This window comes from Kitasatospora sp. NPDC127116 (genome assembly GCF_042677365.1).
GTDB lineage: Bacteria > Actinomycetota > Actinomycetes > Streptomycetales > Streptomycetaceae > Kitasatospora > Kitasatospora lactacystinica.
Genome location: NZ_JBHXTL010000005.1, coordinates 82,078 through 98,564, shown reverse-complemented (window position 1 = coordinate 98,564; position 16,487 = coordinate 82,078). Strand labels below are relative to the sequence as shown.

The 16,487-nt window shown below is 73.0% G+C and carries 17 protein-coding genes; 6 read left to right on the top strand and 11 right to left on the bottom strand.

The window, feature by feature from the left end; translation table 11 throughout:
- Window positions 1-113 precede the first annotated feature (113 nt).
- Window positions 114-1,091, bottom strand: coding sequence for a hypothetical protein (locus tag ACFVHV_RS03640; RefSeq protein WP_359907630.1), 978 nt, complete (start codon window positions 1,089-1,091; stop codon window positions 114-116).
- An 883-nt stretch (window positions 1,092-1,974) separates the two neighbouring features.
- Between ACFVHV_RS03640 and ACFVHV_RS03635 the strand changes: the two genes are divergently transcribed.
- Together ACFVHV_RS03635 and ACFVHV_RS03630 are read left to right on the top strand one after the other, a co-directional pair.
- Window positions 1,975-3,642, top strand: a complete 1,668-nt coding sequence (locus tag ACFVHV_RS03635) for a hypothetical protein (protein WP_380348587.1) — start codon at window positions 1,975-1,977, stop codon at window positions 3,640-3,642.
- Window positions 3,643-3,777: 135 nt separating this feature from the next.
- Window positions 3,778-4,101, top strand: coding sequence for a hypothetical protein (locus ACFVHV_RS03630; RefSeq protein ID WP_380348586.1), 324 nt, complete (start codon window positions 3,778-3,780; stop codon window positions 4,099-4,101).
- Window positions 4,102-4,167: 66 nt separating this feature from the next.
- On the opposite strand, the gene ACFVHV_RS03625 is transcribed toward ACFVHV_RS03630, so the two are convergent.
- Window positions 4,168-4,620 (bottom strand): DUF3995 domain-containing protein, encoded by a 453-nt coding sequence (locus ACFVHV_RS03625; RefSeq protein WP_380348584.1) that lies wholly within the window; start codon window positions 4,618-4,620, stop codon window positions 4,168-4,170.
- A 492-nt stretch (window positions 4,621-5,112) separates the two neighbouring features.
- Between ACFVHV_RS03625 and ACFVHV_RS03620 the strand changes: the two genes are divergently transcribed.
- A complete protein-coding gene (locus ACFVHV_RS03620) occupies window positions 5,113-5,490 on the top strand; it encodes a ribosomal protein L7/L12 (RefSeq protein ID WP_359907641.1) in 378 nt (125 codons plus the stop codon).
- Between the two features lie 61 nt (window positions 5,491-5,551).
- Here ACFVHV_RS03620 and ACFVHV_RS03615 read toward each other — a convergent pair whose 3' ends face one another.
- The 8 genes from ACFVHV_RS03615 to ACFVHV_RS03580 all read right to left on the bottom strand — a co-directional run bounded on the left by ACFVHV_RS03615 (window position 5,552) and on the right by ACFVHV_RS03580 (window position 12,259).
- A complete protein-coding gene (locus ACFVHV_RS03615) occupies window positions 5,552-6,028 on the bottom strand; it encodes an NUDIX domain-containing protein (protein ID WP_380348582.1) in 477 nt (158 codons plus the stop codon).
- A 7-nt stretch (window positions 6,029-6,035) separates the two neighbouring features.
- Window positions 6,036-6,662, bottom strand: coding sequence for a dTMP kinase (locus ACFVHV_RS03610; RefSeq protein ID WP_359907647.1), 627 nt, complete (start codon window positions 6,660-6,662; stop codon window positions 6,036-6,038).
- Window positions 6,659-8,170: a B12-binding domain-containing radical SAM protein gene (locus ACFVHV_RS03605; protein WP_359907650.1), complete on the bottom strand. Its 1,512-nt coding sequence runs from the start codon at window positions 8,168-8,170 to the stop codon at window positions 6,659-6,661. Before ACFVHV_RS03605 ends, ACFVHV_RS03610 begins: the two co-directional genes overlap by 4 nt.
- Window positions 8,124-9,023, bottom strand: coding sequence for a hypothetical protein (locus tag ACFVHV_RS03600; RefSeq protein ID WP_380348580.1), 900 nt, complete (start codon window positions 9,021-9,023; stop codon window positions 8,124-8,126). Before ACFVHV_RS03600 ends, ACFVHV_RS03605 begins: the two co-directional genes overlap by 47 nt.
- A 149-nt stretch (window positions 9,024-9,172) precedes the next feature.
- Window positions 9,173-9,844 (bottom strand): hypothetical protein, encoded by a 672-nt coding sequence (locus ACFVHV_RS03595; RefSeq protein ID WP_380348578.1) that lies wholly within the window; start codon window positions 9,842-9,844, stop codon window positions 9,173-9,175.
- A gap of 203 nt (window positions 9,845-10,047) precedes the next feature.
- A complete protein-coding gene (locus tag ACFVHV_RS03590) occupies window positions 10,048-10,629 on the bottom strand; it encodes a LuxR C-terminal-related transcriptional regulator (RefSeq protein WP_380348577.1) in 582 nt (193 codons plus the stop codon).
- Complete coding sequence (locus ACFVHV_RS03585) at window positions 10,626-11,576, bottom strand: hypothetical protein (protein WP_380348575.1); 951 nt, start codon at window positions 11,574-11,576, stop codon at window positions 10,626-10,628. The genes ACFVHV_RS03590 and ACFVHV_RS03585 overlap by 4 nt, the downstream gene beginning before the upstream one ends.
- Entirely contained in the window at window positions 11,573-12,259 is a 687-nt protein-coding gene (locus tag ACFVHV_RS03580; protein ID WP_380348573.1) for an ATP-binding protein, read from the bottom strand. The genes ACFVHV_RS03585 and ACFVHV_RS03580 overlap by 4 nt, the downstream gene beginning before the upstream one ends.
- 253 nt (window positions 12,260-12,512) lie before the next feature.
- Between ACFVHV_RS03580 and ACFVHV_RS03575 the strand changes: the two genes are divergently transcribed.
- Both ACFVHV_RS03575 and ACFVHV_RS03570 read left to right on the top strand, forming a co-directional pair.
- A complete protein-coding gene (locus tag ACFVHV_RS03575) occupies window positions 12,513-13,910 on the top strand; it encodes a tol-pal system YbgF family protein (RefSeq protein WP_380348571.1) in 1,398 nt (465 codons plus the stop codon).
- Between the two features lie 33 nt (window positions 13,911-13,943).
- Window positions 13,944-14,846, top strand: a complete 903-nt coding sequence (locus tag ACFVHV_RS03570; protein ID WP_380348569.1) for a phosphotransferase family protein — start codon at window positions 13,944-13,946, stop codon at window positions 14,844-14,846.
- 75 nt (window positions 14,847-14,921) lie between these two features.
- Here the strand turns inward: ACFVHV_RS03570 and ACFVHV_RS03565 are convergent, their stop codons facing one another.
- Window positions 14,922-15,242: a hypothetical protein gene (locus tag ACFVHV_RS03565; protein ID WP_380348567.1), complete on the bottom strand. Its 321-nt coding sequence runs from the start codon at window positions 15,240-15,242 to the stop codon at window positions 14,922-14,924.
- 157 nt (window positions 15,243-15,399) lie between these two features.
- Between ACFVHV_RS03565 and ACFVHV_RS03560 the strand changes: the two genes are divergently transcribed.
- On the top strand, window positions 15,400-16,485 hold the full coding sequence (locus ACFVHV_RS03560; RefSeq protein ID WP_380348565.1) for a hypothetical protein: 1,086 nt from the start codon (window positions 15,400-15,402) through the stop codon (window positions 16,483-16,485).
- Window positions 16,486-16,487 lie beyond the last annotated feature (2 nt).

The following is a 16,487-nucleotide window of genomic DNA, read 5'->3' as shown; positions in this document are numbered from 1 at the left end:
CGGGGGGGGGGGGGGGCGGGGGGGGGGGCGCCCCGCCGGGGGGCCAGGTGGGGGCGGGGTCGCTGGGGGTGCGGGCCCCCGGCTGGGGGTGGCGCCCCACCGGCGGCGTGGTGTCAGCCCTCGGCGCCCATGTCGACCCAGTTGGTGACGTTGGCGACGGCGCCCTCCTTGACCGGGGCGTGGTGGTCGCTGGTGAGGACGCCGATGCGCTGGCCGTTCAGGACCAGGGCGACGGCGTTGCCGTTCCCCGCCACGTCGAACCAGTTGGTGAAGTTGGCGACGGCACCCTCCTTGACCGCGGCGTGGTGGTCGGTCGTGATGACGCCGATGCGCTGGCCGTTCAGGACCAGGGCGAGAGCGTTGCCGTTCCCCGCCACGTCCACCCACTGGGAGAGGTCGGCGACGGCGCCGTCCTTGACCCAGGCGTGCCCGTCGGTCGTGATGACGCCGATGCGCCGGCCGTTCAGGACCAGGGAGGTGGCGTTGCCGTCGCCGCCCATGTCGGCCCAGTTGGAGAAGTCGGCGACGGCACCCTCCTTGACCCAGGCGTGGTGCTCGCTGGTGAGGACGCCGATGCGGTTGCCGGACAGGGCCAGCGAGAGGGCGTTGCCGTTCGCGGCCACGTCGACGTATCCGGCGGAGAGGCTGCCCTCCTTGACCCAGGCGTGGTGGTCGCTGGTGACGACGCCGATGCGGTTGCCGTCCAGGACGATCGAGAGCGCGTTGCCGCCCTCGTCGACCCATCCGGCGAACAGGCTGCCCTCCTTGACGTAGGCGCGGCCGTCCCTGGCGATGACGCCGACGCGGTTGCCGGACAGGGCCAGCGCGGTCGCGCCTTCGTACTGCTGGACCCATCCGCGGGAGTCGACGGTGCCGTCCTTGACGAACACCCGGCCGTCGGTGGTCAGGACGCCGATGCGGCTGCCGTCGACGGCGAGGCCGGCGATCGTTCCGGGCGCCGGGGCCGGGCCGGCGATGCGGGTGCTCTCCACGGCCGCCGCCTGGCCGACGGCCGGTGCCGCGGTCACTGCTGACGCCGCGACGGCCAGGACGGCCAGGACACGGCGCACGGTCTGGGTGGCGTTACGCATGATCGTTCCCCTTTTCTTCTGGATGGACGTACTGGCGTGGGACGTCTCCCGGGAGGCCGGCTGGTGCGTCGAAGGGCGGCCCGCCGCCCTGGGCGCAGGTGACAGTCGGGGCGGCGGGCCGAAGGTCTGCCGCACGTCGGAGCGTCGGAGCAGCAAGGGCGGAGAAATTTATGTACATGACATAAAGCGCGGCGGATCGATCCCTTGGGACGCGTTTGGCCGGATGTGAAGCAACTATGCAGAGCATCCGTCAAATCTGCAAGGCCGGACTTCCGTGGACACAACCCCCGCCGCCCGGTCGACCGGAAAGACCTGCGCCTTCGGTTCCCAGAAGTCCCAACCTCCTTTTGGGTACGGGCTGTTCGGGCACGGGACCTCCTGGAGGACTCGGATACCGGCGGTCCACCGCTGTCCACCCGAGACGAGGAACTCCTTCACGCCGACGCTCGTGGGCGCCGCCCACCGCGTCTCTTCCCCCTGGGAGCCCGTCAGGGAACCGCCGGCATCGACACCGGCGGGATCGGCACCACCGGCGTGTTCACCGACGACCTGTCCGACGACCTGTCCGACGACCTCGACGGCGCCTCCGTCGTACCCGGATCCGTCACCGCCGGCGCGAACAGCACGGCACCGTCCTGACCTGGTCCGGGCGGCCGGGCGTGCCCGACGAGGTGTTCGGGAGCCGAGGGCCGCACGCTGATCGCCCGACGGTCCCGCAGGTACCGACGCACCGCTTCCGCCGTACCCCGCACAGCCCTGGGCACGTCGGCTCCGGGCGCCGTCGCGAACACAGCGGCAGGGCCGGGGGGCGGACTATCGTGTCCGGTTCGGGTGCCGGCCGCCTCGCGCGGCAGGAGGAGCGGTCGTTCGGCGGGGGGCGTGCATGCTGAAGGGACTGGCCCAGTGGGGCCAAGATCTCTACTGGACGAGGATCGGGGACCAGCGCCTCGGCCTGGCCCCGCCGGGCAGCGGGGACCCGGGCCTGCTGCGCAGTGGGTCCACCCCCTGCCTGCTGACGGTCCTGCGGCTGGCGGCGCACCAGGAGCGGGGCAGGAGGAGCGATTCGGACCTGGCGGCGGCGCTGGTGCGTGCGGGTCGTCCCGCCCTGGCGGTCGAGCTGGTTCGCTCGGGCGCCGGTCGGTCCGGGCCGGAGGAGGATCTCGTCCACCTGGTGCGGACGGCGGGCGAGGCCGGGGATCTGGACGGTGCGCGGGCGCTCGCCGAGTCGCTGACCGACCGCGCACTGCGGGACAGCGCCCTGGTCGCCCACATCCCGGCGGTGGCACGCGCCGGTGACCACGAGGGTGCCGCCGGCCTGGCGCGGACGGTCCGCTACCCGCACAACTGGCCGCGTGCCTGGGCCGGGCTGGCGAAGGCGGTGGCGGACGGCGGTGACCTCCCGGCCGCACTCGGGTACGCCGCCAGAGCCGTCGAGTGCGCCGGCGCCGGCGCGGAGTCGGGGCGCGCGCTCGTGACGGCGATGGAGATCGCGCATGCCGCCGGCGACCACGTTCTGGCGGGCGTGTTCGCCGACCGCGTGGAGGAGCTCGTCCGCCGCGAGGGCCGCAAGGGTACCGGGCAGCGCGCTCTCCTCGTCGCGGTGCTGGCCTTCGAGGCCCGCAACGGCGACCTGGACCGGCTCGACGCCGTGCTGCGCAGCGTGGCCCGTGCCGCCGCCGCGAGGGCGGCCGAGGAGGCCGAGGCCGCGGCGGCGGGGTCGCGGCAGCGTGACGCCGACCCCGATGTCCTGTGCCTCACGATCCGCGCCCGGCCCAGCCCGCACTTCGACGCGAGGATCGTGCCCGAGCTGCTGGAAGCGGTCGCCGAGAGCGCCGACCGGGACGTGGCCCTCGCCCTGGCCGACCGGGTCGAGGAACTGCTCCGCCCCGACGCCGGCTTCGAGGGCTTCGAGGGCTTCGCGCTGCGGGAGGCCGTGACCTTGCTGCTGGCCCGGCACGGGCAGGTCGAGCGGGCCACGGCGCTCGCCGACCGGATCGACGATCCCGATCTGCGGGCGGCGCGGAAGGCCGGAGTCGTCGAGGCGCTGGCCCGGTCCGGGGACACGGACCGGGCCGAGGCCCTCGCTCATGCCCTGGCCGACCGCCGGGCGCGGAGCCGGGCCTTGATGGCGGTCGTCGGCGAGCTGGCCCGGCGCGGCGAGACGGCCCGGGCCGAGGCCCTCGTCCCCGCGATTCCCGACCGCTGGGGTCGGGGCGAGGCACTCATCGACGTCGTCGGTGCGTTGGCCCGCCAGGGTGAGCCGGAGCGGGCCGAGGACCTGGCCCACACGATCCCCCACGGCCGGGCGCGGGCGCGGGCCCTGGCCGCCCTGGTGGAACGGTCGGAGCCCGCCCGCGCCCGCAGGCTGGCCGCCCGGGCCGTGTTCCTCGGCGGCTGGGCGACGGTCCTCGACGACCTGGAGGAGATCGCTCCCGGTGGGATCGTGGCCATCGCCGACGAGGTGATGAGCGGGCGGAGGGCACGCACTCCCGGCACGGGGGGCGGTGCAACGGCGGGGACGGCCCCCGGGCCGTCGGGCCGTCGCCCGTGACGCGGGGCTGAGAGCGGCGCGGGAACGGACGAGGCGGGCCGACGCCCGTACGGGAGCGGCGCAGGAGCGGGACCCGCCTTCGGCGGTGCACTCCCGAGCCTGGTGCCCGGCGGGGTGGTTCGACAGGATCTTCCGGTGGCGAACCCGACCCGGATCCTGATGATGACCCGCACCGACTTCCGCGCGGCCGACCCGGTCGAGCGGTGGACCGCGCGTGCGGCCTGGGCAGTGCTGACCGCGACGGCCTGGCCGGCGGTGATGTTCACGACCGTTTTCGGAGCCGAGGTCGCCGGGACTCCCACGGGCGTCGTGACGTGGTCGGCGATCCTCCTCTCGCCGGCGGTCCCCCTCGTCTCGTGGATCGCCGTCACCTCCGAACCCGGCGGACGCCCCGGCGCGCCGGCCCTGACCGTCGTCCTCCTGCTGGCGGCCGTCCTGCTCGTCGTCGCCTTCACCTGAACCGAGGACCCGGGAACCCTGCCGGGCCGGCGTGTTCGAGGCCGCGCTCAACGCACAGCGAACTCCTCAGCGTTCCGTGGCGGACGAACCCCGCCACGCCACCGCGGCCGCCCCGGCGCCCAGGGCCGTGCACAGCGGCGAGTAGTACCGCAGGTTCTGCCGCCGGAACCGCTCCGTACGCTCGCTGACCCGCCCGAACACCACCGGCCCGGCCACACCGCGCGCCAGCAGCACCCCGGCGACCGCCAGGACCCCGGCCCGCCGCACCGCCGGCGGCCCGACCCGCGGCAGCACCCGCGCCTCCGCTCCCACCAGGTACGACGCCGCCCCCAACAGCCCCGCCACCGCGAGGCACGCCCCGGCCGGCGGAACGCCGTCCCCCGTCCCCACCACGACGTCCGCGAACTCCTCCGGCGTCCGCAACGGCCACGGCGTCACCACCCACACGGCGTGCAGCGCCCCCGCCGCCGCCAACGCCGCCGACACCGCACCTCCGACGACGCGCACCGGATCAGCCATGTTCGAACCCCTCCCGCAGCCGTTCATGCTTCTCCCACCGTACGGGTGCCAACACCCGACCCGGCGGCCGCCGTCGGGCTTGATCACTCAGCCGGTGCGGAGGTGCTCCCCTGTGCCGGGACCTGGCCGCCGTCGGCGCGGGCCAGGAGGCAAACACCAGGCCACGGCCCCGACCAGCTCACACGACACGTCGGACAGGCCCAGCTGCAGGACGACCGTCAACGGCAAGGTGGCGGAGTTCCGTGCGCCGAAGGGGCGACGGCCTCGCGGCGCCGGTCCTTCCGGTCGGTGCACCGAGTCGGGAGGCGTTGGCCTGAGCGAGTTCCTTGTCATCGGCGAGGCCGATGTGGGACAGACCTTGGAGACGGTCTTCCCCCGGGCGCTGGTTCAGACACTGCGCGGCGGCTCGGCGGCCGCCGGAAAGCGGTGGGCCGAAGGCCCCGCCCGCCGACATACTGGGGCGGTTGTCCCGTTGCCGGAGGAGATGCGTCCGTGGAGGATCCGCAGTTCACCGCGCTGGTGACCGGACCCGGGGACGCGGGGCCGGATGCCCTGCGGGCCGTCAGGGCTGTGACCGGGCTGAGTCTGTGGCACAGCAAGCTGCTCCTGGGCAGCGCCCCTGTAGTGGTTCTGGAGGATGTCCCGTTCGACACGGCGGTCGGTGCGGCCCGGCGGCTGCGGGAGGCGGGTGTGCCTGCGGCTGTCCGGTGCACCTGGTGCGACCGGACGGTGCCCGGGGACGGGACGCCGCTCGATCCGGAGCCCTGTGCGTCGCGCTACTGGCCGACCGCCCATTGCCTGGCGAACTCCCTCACCAGCTGTGGCTGCGGGTTCTGCGGCACCTACGGGCCCACCCGCCTCACCCTCTGAACGCCCTGGCGCTCCTGGGGGCGGCAAGGGGCAGAGGGCGAGCACGGGTGGGCCAGGGCCGTCAGGCGGCCGGCCAGCCGTGGTGGGCCAGGCCGCCGGGGTCGGTGAGGGCTCCGCGGATGCCGGCGGCGGGGTACGGGATCAGGTCGTCGGGCAGGCCGTCCTCGGTGAACCAGCGCAGGTCCAGGCACTTCTCCGGTTCGCGGTTGACCGGCTCCCCCTCCCACTCGGCGGCGAGGTAGAACAGCCCGAGGCGCAGGGTCGCCGGGTCCTGGTGGTGCAGGACGGTGTAGGCGAGGCGCAGCCGGGCCGGGTCGGTGGTGATCCCGGTCTCCTCCTCCAGTTCGCGGGCGGCGCCGTGGGCCGGCTTCTCGCCGGGGTCGAGCTTGCCGCTGGGGGCGTGCCACTGGCCGTAGCCGTAGGGGCCGCCGCGCTGGGAGAGCAGGATCTTGCCGTCCGGGGTGCGCAGGACGACGTGGACGTCCACCACCGGGAGCGGGGCGGCCGCGGTGGCGGGGCTGGTGTTGCTGGTGCTCATGTTCTCTCTAACTCCCGTACGGGATTTTGGTGTTGATCGTCCGGGGCGGGACCGCCTCCAGGATGGCCTGTGCGGTCTGTTCGGGGGTCAGGTGGGTGGTGTCCACGGTGTGGAGCCGGTAGCCGAGCCGTTCGAGGACGGGGACGGCCTCCTGGTAGAGCCGCAGCTCGCGGGCGGTGGCGGCGGCGTCGAGTTCGAAGCGGTGCCGGGTGCCGCGGTGGGCGAGGCGGCGCTGCACGGTGTCGGGGTCGGCGGTGAGGATGACGGCGAGGTCGGGGACGTCCGTGCCCTCGTTGACGGTGAGGAGGAAGTCGGTGTCGACGCCGTCGGCGCGCTGGAGGACGAGGGTGGAGGGCAGGTAGCGGTCCAGCAGCACGGTGGTGCCGGCGGCGCGGCGGGGGCGGACGTCGGTGTCGAGCTGGTGGAGGCGGTCGGCGGCGACGGCCAGGGCGAGGGCGCGGCCGCGCATCGTCGCGGCGCTCGCGCGCACGGCCTGGCCGTAGGGGGTGGCGGAGGGGCCGGTGGCGGTGTGGACGGTGTGTCCGGCCTCCCGCAGGGCGCGGGCGGTGGCGGCGACGGCGGTGGACTTGCCCAGGCCGCTGGGCCCGTCCACGGTGAGCAGCAGGCCGTTCACGCGCTCACCTCCCGGCGGGCCGCAGCGGTGTTGCGGTGGTGCTGTTCGCGGGAGATGTCGGCGAGCCAGTCGTACAGCCGGCTGAGGGGGACGTGGCCGAACTGCTGGCCGGTGGCGAAGTTGAACTCGTCGCGGCCGCGCATCGCCTCGTCGGCGCCGTGCCCGGTGAGGTCGACGTCCCGATAGGTCTGCAGGGCCTCGGGGTCCCAGCCCTGCCGGACGAGGTCGGCGAAGACGGGCGAGCCGGGGTAGGGGCGGAAGGTGAACGCGGAGGCGCGGAAGGTGCCGGGCAGGCGGTCGGACAGGGCCCAGAGTGCGCGGATGTGGGCGAGGGTGGCGAGGGCATCGTCCCTGGTCTCGCCGGGGTAGCCGAGGATGAAGTACCCCTTCACGCCGATGCCCTTCTCCAGCAGCCGGCGGGCGACGGTGAGGGTCATCGCGGGGGTGATCCGCTTGTCCATCGCCTCCAGGACCCGGGCGGAGCCGGATTCGATGCCCAGCGCGACCTCGCGCAGTCCGTTGGCGCGCAGCCGCTCCAGCACGGTGTCGCTCTCGCGGTCGAGGACGTTGATGCGGCCGGTGGCGTCCCACACGTACCTCTCGCCGACGCGCTCGGCGGCGAAGGCGTCCAGGGCGGGGTGGATGACGCGGCGGGCGCCGAGGAAGAGGTCGTCCACCGCGCGGAAGGCCGTGCAGCCGAAGTCGGCGTCGAGCCGGTGCATCTCGGCGATGACGTCCTCGGGGGCACGGGTGCGGATGCTGACCTCGGGGTTCATGGAGGCGGCGGCGCCGCAGAACCCGCACTCGTAGGGGCAGCCGCGCGAGCACACCAGGTTGGCCTCGATGCGGCCGTCGGCGGCCCGGTACGGGTCCTGGGTGAGGAAGCGGCGGTCGACGGCGAGGGCGTTGATGTCCGGGGCGAGCCAGCGGGCGGTGTCGCCGCGTCGCGGGATGCCGCAGGCGGTGGTGCCGAGCAGGCGGTCGCGCCACATCACCTTCGGCAGTTCGCGGCGCCGGTGGACGTCCCCGAGCAGGGCGGTGACCCGGGTCTCGCCCTCGCCGATCACCAGGGCCTCCAGGCGGGCGAAGCGCGGGTCGGCCAGGACGCGCCGCGGGTCGGCCTTGGCGTGGTGGCCGCCGGCCATCAGCGCGATCGCCGGGTCCAGGGCGGCGGCGATCCGCGCCGTCAGCTCGTACGTCGGGGCGAGGAGGTTGAACGCGGCCCAGCGCGGCCGCAGCGCGTTGACGACGTCGGCGGTGCGCCGGATGCCGAGTCCGTGGGCCTCGGCGTCCAGGATCCCGACGTTGAAGCCGTGCGCGGCGGCGTGGGTGGCGATGTAGCCCATGCCGAGGACCGGCAGCGTGTAGTCGTTGACGCGCGGGCGCAGGCCGTAGTCGCGCAGCGGGGCGTTGACGAACAGGCAGTCGAGGGCGCGGTCCGGGTCGGCTCCGGCGACCAGGTCATGGGTGGTGCGGGTCTGTTCCTCCGAGCTGATCGGTGCGGGCATGGGCCCCCCAGGTGAGTGTCGACAGAGTGAGGGTGTGCAGGTGGCGCGGTGCGTTGCCGGCCAGGCGGTGCCAGTGCGCGCCGAACAGGGCCTCGGCCTTCTTCGGTTTGTCGGCGGCGGGCCAGGGGTGGTCGGGGGCGATCCGGGCGGCCCAGGTGCGGACCGCGAGGTCGGCGTGCGGGTACACGGAGAAGTCGCCGGTGAAGTCGGCGGCGGCCGCGGCCGCCGTCCAGGGCCCGATCCGCGGCACGCCGACGAGCTCGGCGACCAGGGCCGGGGCCTCCAGCTGCTCCCAGCGGGCCCGGTGCTCCAGGTAGGCGCCGGCGGCCGCGCGCAGAGCGGTGCGGTGGAACGTCGTTCCGACGGCGGCGAACTGCTCGTCGGTCAGGGTGAGGACGGTCTCGGGCGTCGGCGCGGTGCGGAAGGCGCGGTCGGCGGCGGAGCCGGGGCGGGGGCCGGAGCCGTTGCCGGGGGCGGGGGCGGGCAGTTCGGTGCCGTGGGCCGCGCACCAGCCGCGGTAGAGGCGGCGGGCCTGGTCGGCGCGGACGACCTGGCGCAGGACCGCGGTGGTGATCGCGTCCCACAGCCACGGGTTGGCCACGCGCACGCTCGGCCCGAGGCCGCGCAGGCCGGTGAGGAGGGCGGCCGGGACGGTGTCGGGCAGCGACGTCGGGTCGGTGGTGACGAGGGTGGGCTTGGTGTCCTCCGTGCCGTCCACGCAGGCCAGGTCGAGGCCGTCGGAGGTGAGGGTGGCCAGCCAGCTCCCGTCGGCGGTGCGCAGGGGACGCTGCAGGTGGCCGGTGGCGGTGTTCTCCTGCCAGGCTGGGTGATCGGTCGTCAGGACGGTGTGCACGGGGAGCTCCTTGCCTCGGGTGCCGCGACGGGTCGCCCCAGCTTGCCAACTCCGGGCGGCCGCCGGGGCCGGTTCGGCCGGGATCCCGCCGGTGCCGCAGCGCCGGAGCGCCGGGATCGCGGAGCCGGGGCCGCGGAGCCGGGGGCCGGTCAGCGGCGTGCGGGCGGGAGGTCGATCACGCCCGCGGCGGCGAGGCTCCCGTAGAGCGCGTGGTGCTCGGCGTCGGTCATCCGGCGCGAGTGCACCGGTTCCCCATCGTCGACGGGCGCGGGCCAGGCGGAGACCGGCGGGGTCAGGTCAGCGGCGGCATGGGCGGCGGCGCTGTAGGGGCCGCGCAGCATGAGGGTGGTGGTGCCGGGCAGCATGACGGCCCGGTGCACGAGTGCGGGCGCGAGGGTGTAGGCGCTGCCGGGGAGTTCGGTGGTGGTGACGGCCGGGCGCAGGTCGCGGGAGGTGAACGGGCCGTCGGCGCGGTCATCGGTACGGCCGTCGGTGCGAAGGAAGACGGTGTGGAGGTAGCCGCCGGTCAGGACCCGGGCGGTGAACGGGTAGGCGTGGTCGTGCGGGAGCAGTTGGTTGCCGGGGCGGGGGTTGGTGTTGAGGCGGATCTCGTGCCCGAGATCGTCCGCCGCGGACAGGACGAGCCGGTCCAGCAGCAGGGTGGTGCGGGAGGCCTCGTACCGTTCGGGGGCGAGGACGGTGGTGGTGACCAGGCGCTCGGGGCGGTCGGTGAGGGTGTTCGGGTCCAGGTCGGCGAGGTCGGCGAGGTCGGCGGCGGGCAGCGGGATGACGTCGGCTCGGGTGCTCTGCGACGGGGGCATGGTGTTGTCCTTGGCGTTCAGGGGGGCCGGCCGATGGGAGTGTCAGGGCCTGGCCTCGGAAGGAACAGGGGCCTTTCCGGGGCACTGCCCGGCTGGTTCGGGCTCGGACAGGACGCTCCGGGCTCCGCAGACCGGACAGGGTTCGTCGTGGACCACGGGGCTCCCGTCCCACGGGCCGGCCCGGAACGCACCGCTCCTGCCGCTCACGCCGCGTCGCCCGTCGCGCAGATCGGGCAGGTGGCGTCCAGGACGGCGGGCACCACGCCGTGCAGGCGGTAGACCGCAGCCGGGGTGCCGCGGGTGCGCATCCGGTGCCGGATCGCCTCCAGGTGGCTGCCGACGCAGCCGGGCGAGACGGTCCTCATCACGGCGATCTGCTGATTGGTGTAACCGTCGGCCAGGAGCTGGAGCGTGGGCACGGCAGTCTCGGGCAGCGGCGTCGTCAGTACGGCACGGGGCGGGAGGAGAAGCCTCATCCGGCAGGCCGTGTCCACCATCTGCGTCCAGGTCCGTGCCCGCAACCGTCGCTTCAGCGAGTTCAGGTGCTCGCGCACCGCCTCGGCCGTCGTCCCCATCGTCCCCGCCGTTGTCCCCATGGCGTCCTGACGTTCGGGCACCGCGTTGACGACGGCCGCGATCTCGATCGCGTTCAGGTCGGTGACCAGGTGGCTCAGCGCCAGGGCCTCGGGCCCGGTGATCTCCTCGGTGATGTGGTGGCCGCACCGCAGGATCAGGGGCTCGTGGACCTTCGGCAGCGGGCGGGCGTCCGTACGGGAGGCCGTCATCGCGGCCCCCAGTTCCACGGGGCGGGGTGCGCGCCACGCAGGCACGCGACGCGGTGGGCGGCCTGCCGACGGGCGCCGGCGTCGAGCCGGGCTCGGCGCAGCGTGTCCATCACCGCGGTGAGGACGACGACGTCGCGTACGACCTGGTAGCCGGACCAGGCGCCGATGTAGGGATGGTCCACGGCTTGCTCTTCGCGTTCGTAGGAGAGGTAGGTGTCGGCGTAGGTCCGGTGGTCCTCGCGGGGGCCGGTGAGCAGTTCGGAGCGCCAGCGGGCGGCGACGAGGTCCCACTCCCTGTGGCCGCGCGTCAGCGGGCGGCGCAGCAGGAGTCCGACGTGGGTGCCGTCGTCGTGGACAGGGGCCATGCCGAGGGCGCCGAGGACGACGGTGTCCGGTGTCGGCCAGTCGAGGTAGTCCCACTCCTCGCGCAGCCGGGCCGTGTGCTCGCGCAGGAAGCGGCGGGCGGTGTCGTTCAGCGGGGCGTCGTCCAGGCCGTCCAGCAGGCCGGCGAACGGGTCGTGCTCCCGCAGCCAGGGCGCGGACGCGGGGTCGATGCGATGGGTGAGGGCGGTCACCCACGCGGACAGGGACGTGTCGGGGCTCCGCTGCCCCGGGTCCGGCCAGAAGGTGACGGCCCGGCCCTCGGCGCACGCGCGGACGTCCCTGTACCAGGGGGATGTGACGGCGACCCGGTGGTCCCGGAGGAACTGTGCGCCCTTGATCAGGGCCCAGGCCTCGTCCGAGTCCGGGTGCACCATGGCGAGCGCGCGCGAGGCGGGCAGCGACCACAGGTGGTTCGGGCTGTCGCTGACCAGCTCGGCCCACCCGGCGTCGTCGGCGGTGGCCACACAGGCCTGCGTCAGAGCCTCGAAGGAGGCGGCGACGTCCAGCCTGCGGGCCGGGGTGGTGGTCTTGAGCAGCGTTCTGGTGCGCGGTCCGACGCTCATGGCGCAGTCCTCGGGTACGGGGTGGACGGATGGACGGGAGAAGCGGGTCGGCCCGGCGCCTGAGGGCATCGGCTCGCGACCGTCGGCACCGCGGTGGTGCGTTCCCTGGGCCGTTGAGGCCGATTCGGCCTCGGCGCAATCCCGGGTGCCTGCCCGGAGACGACCTTCACGCGACGCTCCGGGGATCGCGTGACGGTTTTCGGCTGCGCTTCCGCCTCAGCGGCGGTGGCCTGGCCGAAGGCCCCCGGTTCCACGTCGAGCTCGAACCAGACGGACCAGCCGGTGGGCCGTCCCTGAAGGTCGAGCCGTTGGTGCCATCCGATGTCGTCCGCGTAGCCGTCAGCGACCATCAGCCCGCGACCGCAGGTCGCGTCGAGGTCGTCAATGCTGCTGCTCATCGCCGGTTCGACCACGCTCGGGTCCGTTACGGTGATCCGCAGACGGCTGCGCTCCCGGTCGAAGCCGACCTCGATCGACAGCTCGGCTTCGTGGCCGGGGCCTTGACCCGCGGCATGCTTGATCGCGTTGTCGATGAACTCCGACGAGCACACGCGAAGCGCGTACGCCCGGGATTCGTCGAGGACGAGGCCGGCTCTCGCGACCTCCTCGGACAGCAGGTTGCGCATCGCACCGAGGGACGCGGCTGTGACCGTGGCGCTGAACTCCAGGACGCGGTGGTGCATGACTGTTCCTCCGGGCTGAACGTGGAGAGGTGGTCCCGGGCGGTTGGCGGGGGTGGCGAGCGGTGGTCATCGCGTGTCCACAGACACTCGCTGGGCCAGGGCCGGGCGGCAAGCGGAAGAAGTTGCTGCTACGGGCCGAAGTCACTGGTTCGGCGGCATTGATGCGGCGAACCGGCAATGAGTTGCTGCTTTTGACTCTCGGTCAGTAAGGCCGGGCAGTTAGGCTGCCATTCGGCGACCGGGGAGGTGAGACGTGAGCCACAAGCCGTCCTGCGCAGCGAGTACCAGGGCCAGCGCCATGGTGAACGGCTGGACGATCGACATGACGGTGACTGCGATCGTCGAGTGTTGCGGCGTCACGCACCTCCGCGCTCACCGCCTCGCCCGGGGGTGGACGCGGGCCTGTGCCGTCAGTGAACTGATCGCCCTGTGTGATGAACTGGCGCTCGACCGTCCTAGTCTGGACGCCGAGCAGCTGGGAGCGTGGGAGCGGAACACGCGGATGCCACGGGCTCGGACCATCGACCTGCTGTGTCGCCTCTACCGGACCGATGCACAAGGGTTGGGGTTTGCCGGCGGATACCGGGCGGACACGTCCTCGCTCGTGGCCGCGTTCACGCGGCCTGCCACACCTGGCTTTCCGGTGACCGGACGTGCGACTGTCCCCGCATTGTCGGACGGGGGCGACCCGCTCGATGTCGTGGCCCACACCCACCGGCGCGCCATCGAGCGCACGCTGGCCAGCACGACGCTCACCACCGGGGAGCTGGAGTCCCTGGACGGGAAGCTCCTCACGCTGCGACGGGACTACGTGTCCGACCCCCCGATGATGATGCTGGCACGGCTGCTGGCGACCCTGGAGGAGGTCCGGCAGTACTCCGAGGAGCGGCAGCCGGCGCTCGTCCAGGTGCGTCTGTCCGAGATGATCGCCGTGCTGTCCACCCTGACTGCGGACGCCCTGATGAAGCTGGGGCGAAAGGAACAGGCCCGGGACTGGTATGGGACGGCGAAGTCGGCAGCCGACGACAGTGGCAACCGCGAACTGCGCACACGGGTGCGGGTGCAGGCGGCGATGCTCCCGTTCTACTACGGGCCGCTGGCCGAGGCGGCGGCCCTTGCCCACGAGGCTGTGCTCCTCAACCGGGGACGGCCGTCTGCGACAGGAGCGTTCGCCGCCGCTGCGGAGGCTCGGGTCAGGGCCCGCCAAGGAGACGAGGACGGCGCCCGCGCGGCAATCGCACAAGCCCGCGGGTTGTTCGATCGCAGCCGACAGGCAGCCCCGGAGGACGATGCCTGGGCGTTTCCCTACCGGCGGCTCCAGCTCTACCTGTCGGGCGCCTTCACCGCGCTCGGCGACACGGTGCAGGCCGGCCGGGCCCAGGAGGAGGCGCTGCGGCTCTACCCCGGCCACATCGGTATCGACCCGGCTCTGCTGCGCTTGGAGCAGGCCATGTGCCTGGTTCGGCAGCGGAGCGTATCCGAGGCCTGCCAGTTGGCCCGGGACACCTACCTGGCGGTGCCCGGCAACCACCGCACGCAGATCCTCGGCGCTCGCGCGGCGGACATCATCAAGATAACGCCGAAGGAAGCGAGGCCTCGTGCGGCCCGAGAACTCGGCGAACTCCTGGCGCTTCCGGCCGGCGGGGCGTGACAGATGCCTCCCGTGCCCGTCAGCCTGGCAGGTATGAACGCACAGGTCGTCCGGATCGGCGGGTTCCCCGAATCCGAGGTCGTCACCGTCCTCAACGCGGCCTGCGATCGCGTCGGGCTCGACCCGGCCGGCGCCGTGATGCTGCGCGGCCACACCAACGCCGTCTACACGCTGCCGACCGCCGGGGCGGTCGCCAAGATCGCGAGGGCGGGCACGCCCTTGGAGAGCGTCCGCCGTACCGTCCGGCTCGTTCGATGGCTCACCGGCAGGAACTTCCCCACCGTCGAACTGCTGCCGATGGAGCAGCCGGTCGTGGTCCGCGGACACGCCGTGACGTTCTGGCACCACCTGCCCCAGCCCGACCGTCCCGTCCCGGCAGCGCATCTCGCTGTCCCCCTCCGCACCCTTCATGAGCTTCCACTTCCACCCTTCGACGTCCGTCCCGTCGACACAGCCGCTGCCATCCGGCGGTCGATCGCGGAGACCACCGCATTGCCGCCGAGCGATGTCGACTACCTCGAACGGCGGCTGGCCGAGCTGGAGGACGCGCTTCCCCAGGTCCGCTACGCCCTGCCGCCGGGGTTGTCGCAGGGGGACCCACAGCACCGGAACGCCCTCCACCACGGCGATGCCGCAGTCCTGTGCGACTGGGACACCGCCTGCTTCGGGCAGCCCGAACTCGACCTCGTCACCGTCGAGATCCACTGCCGCCGCTTCGGATACGGACCGTCCCACTACCAGGAGTTCGCGGACCGGTACGGGTTCGACGTGACCTCGTGGCAGGGCTACCCCGTCCTGTGCGCGCTCCGCGAACTGCGGATGATCACCACGAACGCCAAGCGGGCGCCGGCCGGAAGCCCGACGATCACGGAGGTGCGGCGCCGCATCCAAGGGCTGCGATCCGGCCACGGCGGGCTCGGATGGAACATCCTCTGATCAAGCCCCGTTCCGGGACAGGCACCTGGCTCCGGCCGGGCGCGGCAACCCGACCTTCCTGCAGACCGCCGTCTTCTAGGTCCGGGTGAGCAGGAGGCGTATGCCGACGTCCTCAAGGTGCTTGCGCCGTCTATTGGCGGCAGCCTGGTCGCCGAGGTGCGCGATCGTGGGCAGCACCACGGCGTACACATCGCACTGTTCTTCGATGCCGGCGATGAGGGCGTCCGGCTCGGCACCCTCATCGGTGATCACATCGACGAGGTGGAGTTCCTGCCGCTCGCAGAAGGCGTCGAGGACCCCGGTCAGAGCTCGCCGACGGGGCAGCCCCGCAGCGACCGCTGTGCGGAGCAGCCCAATGACGGCGGGCGGTGGGACCAACAGTTGCTCGGTGAGCATGCCGGGCGATTCCTTCCGGTCAACGGGGTCGTCGGCTTCCAGAGTGCGGGAGGCACCGTCGTCGCGGAATCGCGTGCCGTGGCAGTTCCGTGGCAGTTCCGCCGCACCACGACGACCTGCGGTGCTTCGATGGCACCCCGGAGCGGGAGGAATGGCGATGGCGGCAGTGATCGTGTGGACCGGGCTCGAAGCGAGGGCTCTGCGGCTGGCGTGCCGCAAGTCCGTCCGGGACTGGGCGGCGCAGTTGGGCATGTCGGTCCGCGCGGTGTCGAACTGGGAGAAGCTGGGGATCGGCACCAGGCCGAGGCCGGACACCCAGGCGATCTTCGACACGGTGCTGCGCCAGTGCGATCCCGATGCTCGTATGCGATTCGAGGCACTGGTGACGCAACAGGTCGGCACTCCGGTGCTCGCGGAGATCCAGGCCGGGCCGCGGGCGTGGGAGTACGAATCGTGGGCGGATGACATCGAAAGGGCGGTACTGGCGGCGTCCCGGCAGGAATTCGCGTTTGCGGGAGTCCTGCTGGAACGTTGGCGATCACACTGGCCGGCAGCCGAACTCGACGACCGCGGCCTCTACCTGTTGGCCCGCTCGACGGCTCTGGTGGGTGACCTCCGCCGTGATCAGGGTGCGCTGCTCGGCCCGCTGTCGGCGTCGGCGTCGTACGCCAAGGCCCGATTGTTGTACACCCAGCTCGACATTCCCCGGCGGACGGCCCAGTTGGACCTGGCGTTGGCCGTGGTGACGGAGATGTCCGGACAGCTCTCGGCCGCGGCGGATCGATACTCGGACCTTTCCGGTGACGTTCGCCTCAGCGCACGGGACCGGACTCGGGCGGCCCTGTGGGTGGGGACCTCGCTCGACAAGCAGGGCGAGCACGAACAGGCCATCGGCATCGCCGAGTCGGCGATCCGAGTGTTCGAGAACCTGGGTGAGGTGGAGGACTGGGCGACAGGCAACCAGAAGCTCGCGCTCGCGTACCGCGGTTCGGGGAATCTCGGAGAGGCGGTCCGGTTGATCGAGGTGGCGAGGACGAACACCAACGGTTCGGCGCCCATGCAGGACGTGCGGCTGACCACCGCGCACGGGCACATCCTGCTGAGCGACCGTGCGACGGTCGGGGAGGGGCTCGCTCTGCTGGACAGGGCCGAGGTGATGGCGGACAAGTACGGTATGACCCACCAGCGAAGGAGCATCCGAGGCATCCGGTCCGGATTCCAGCGGGCACGGTGCCTTCAGTGAGC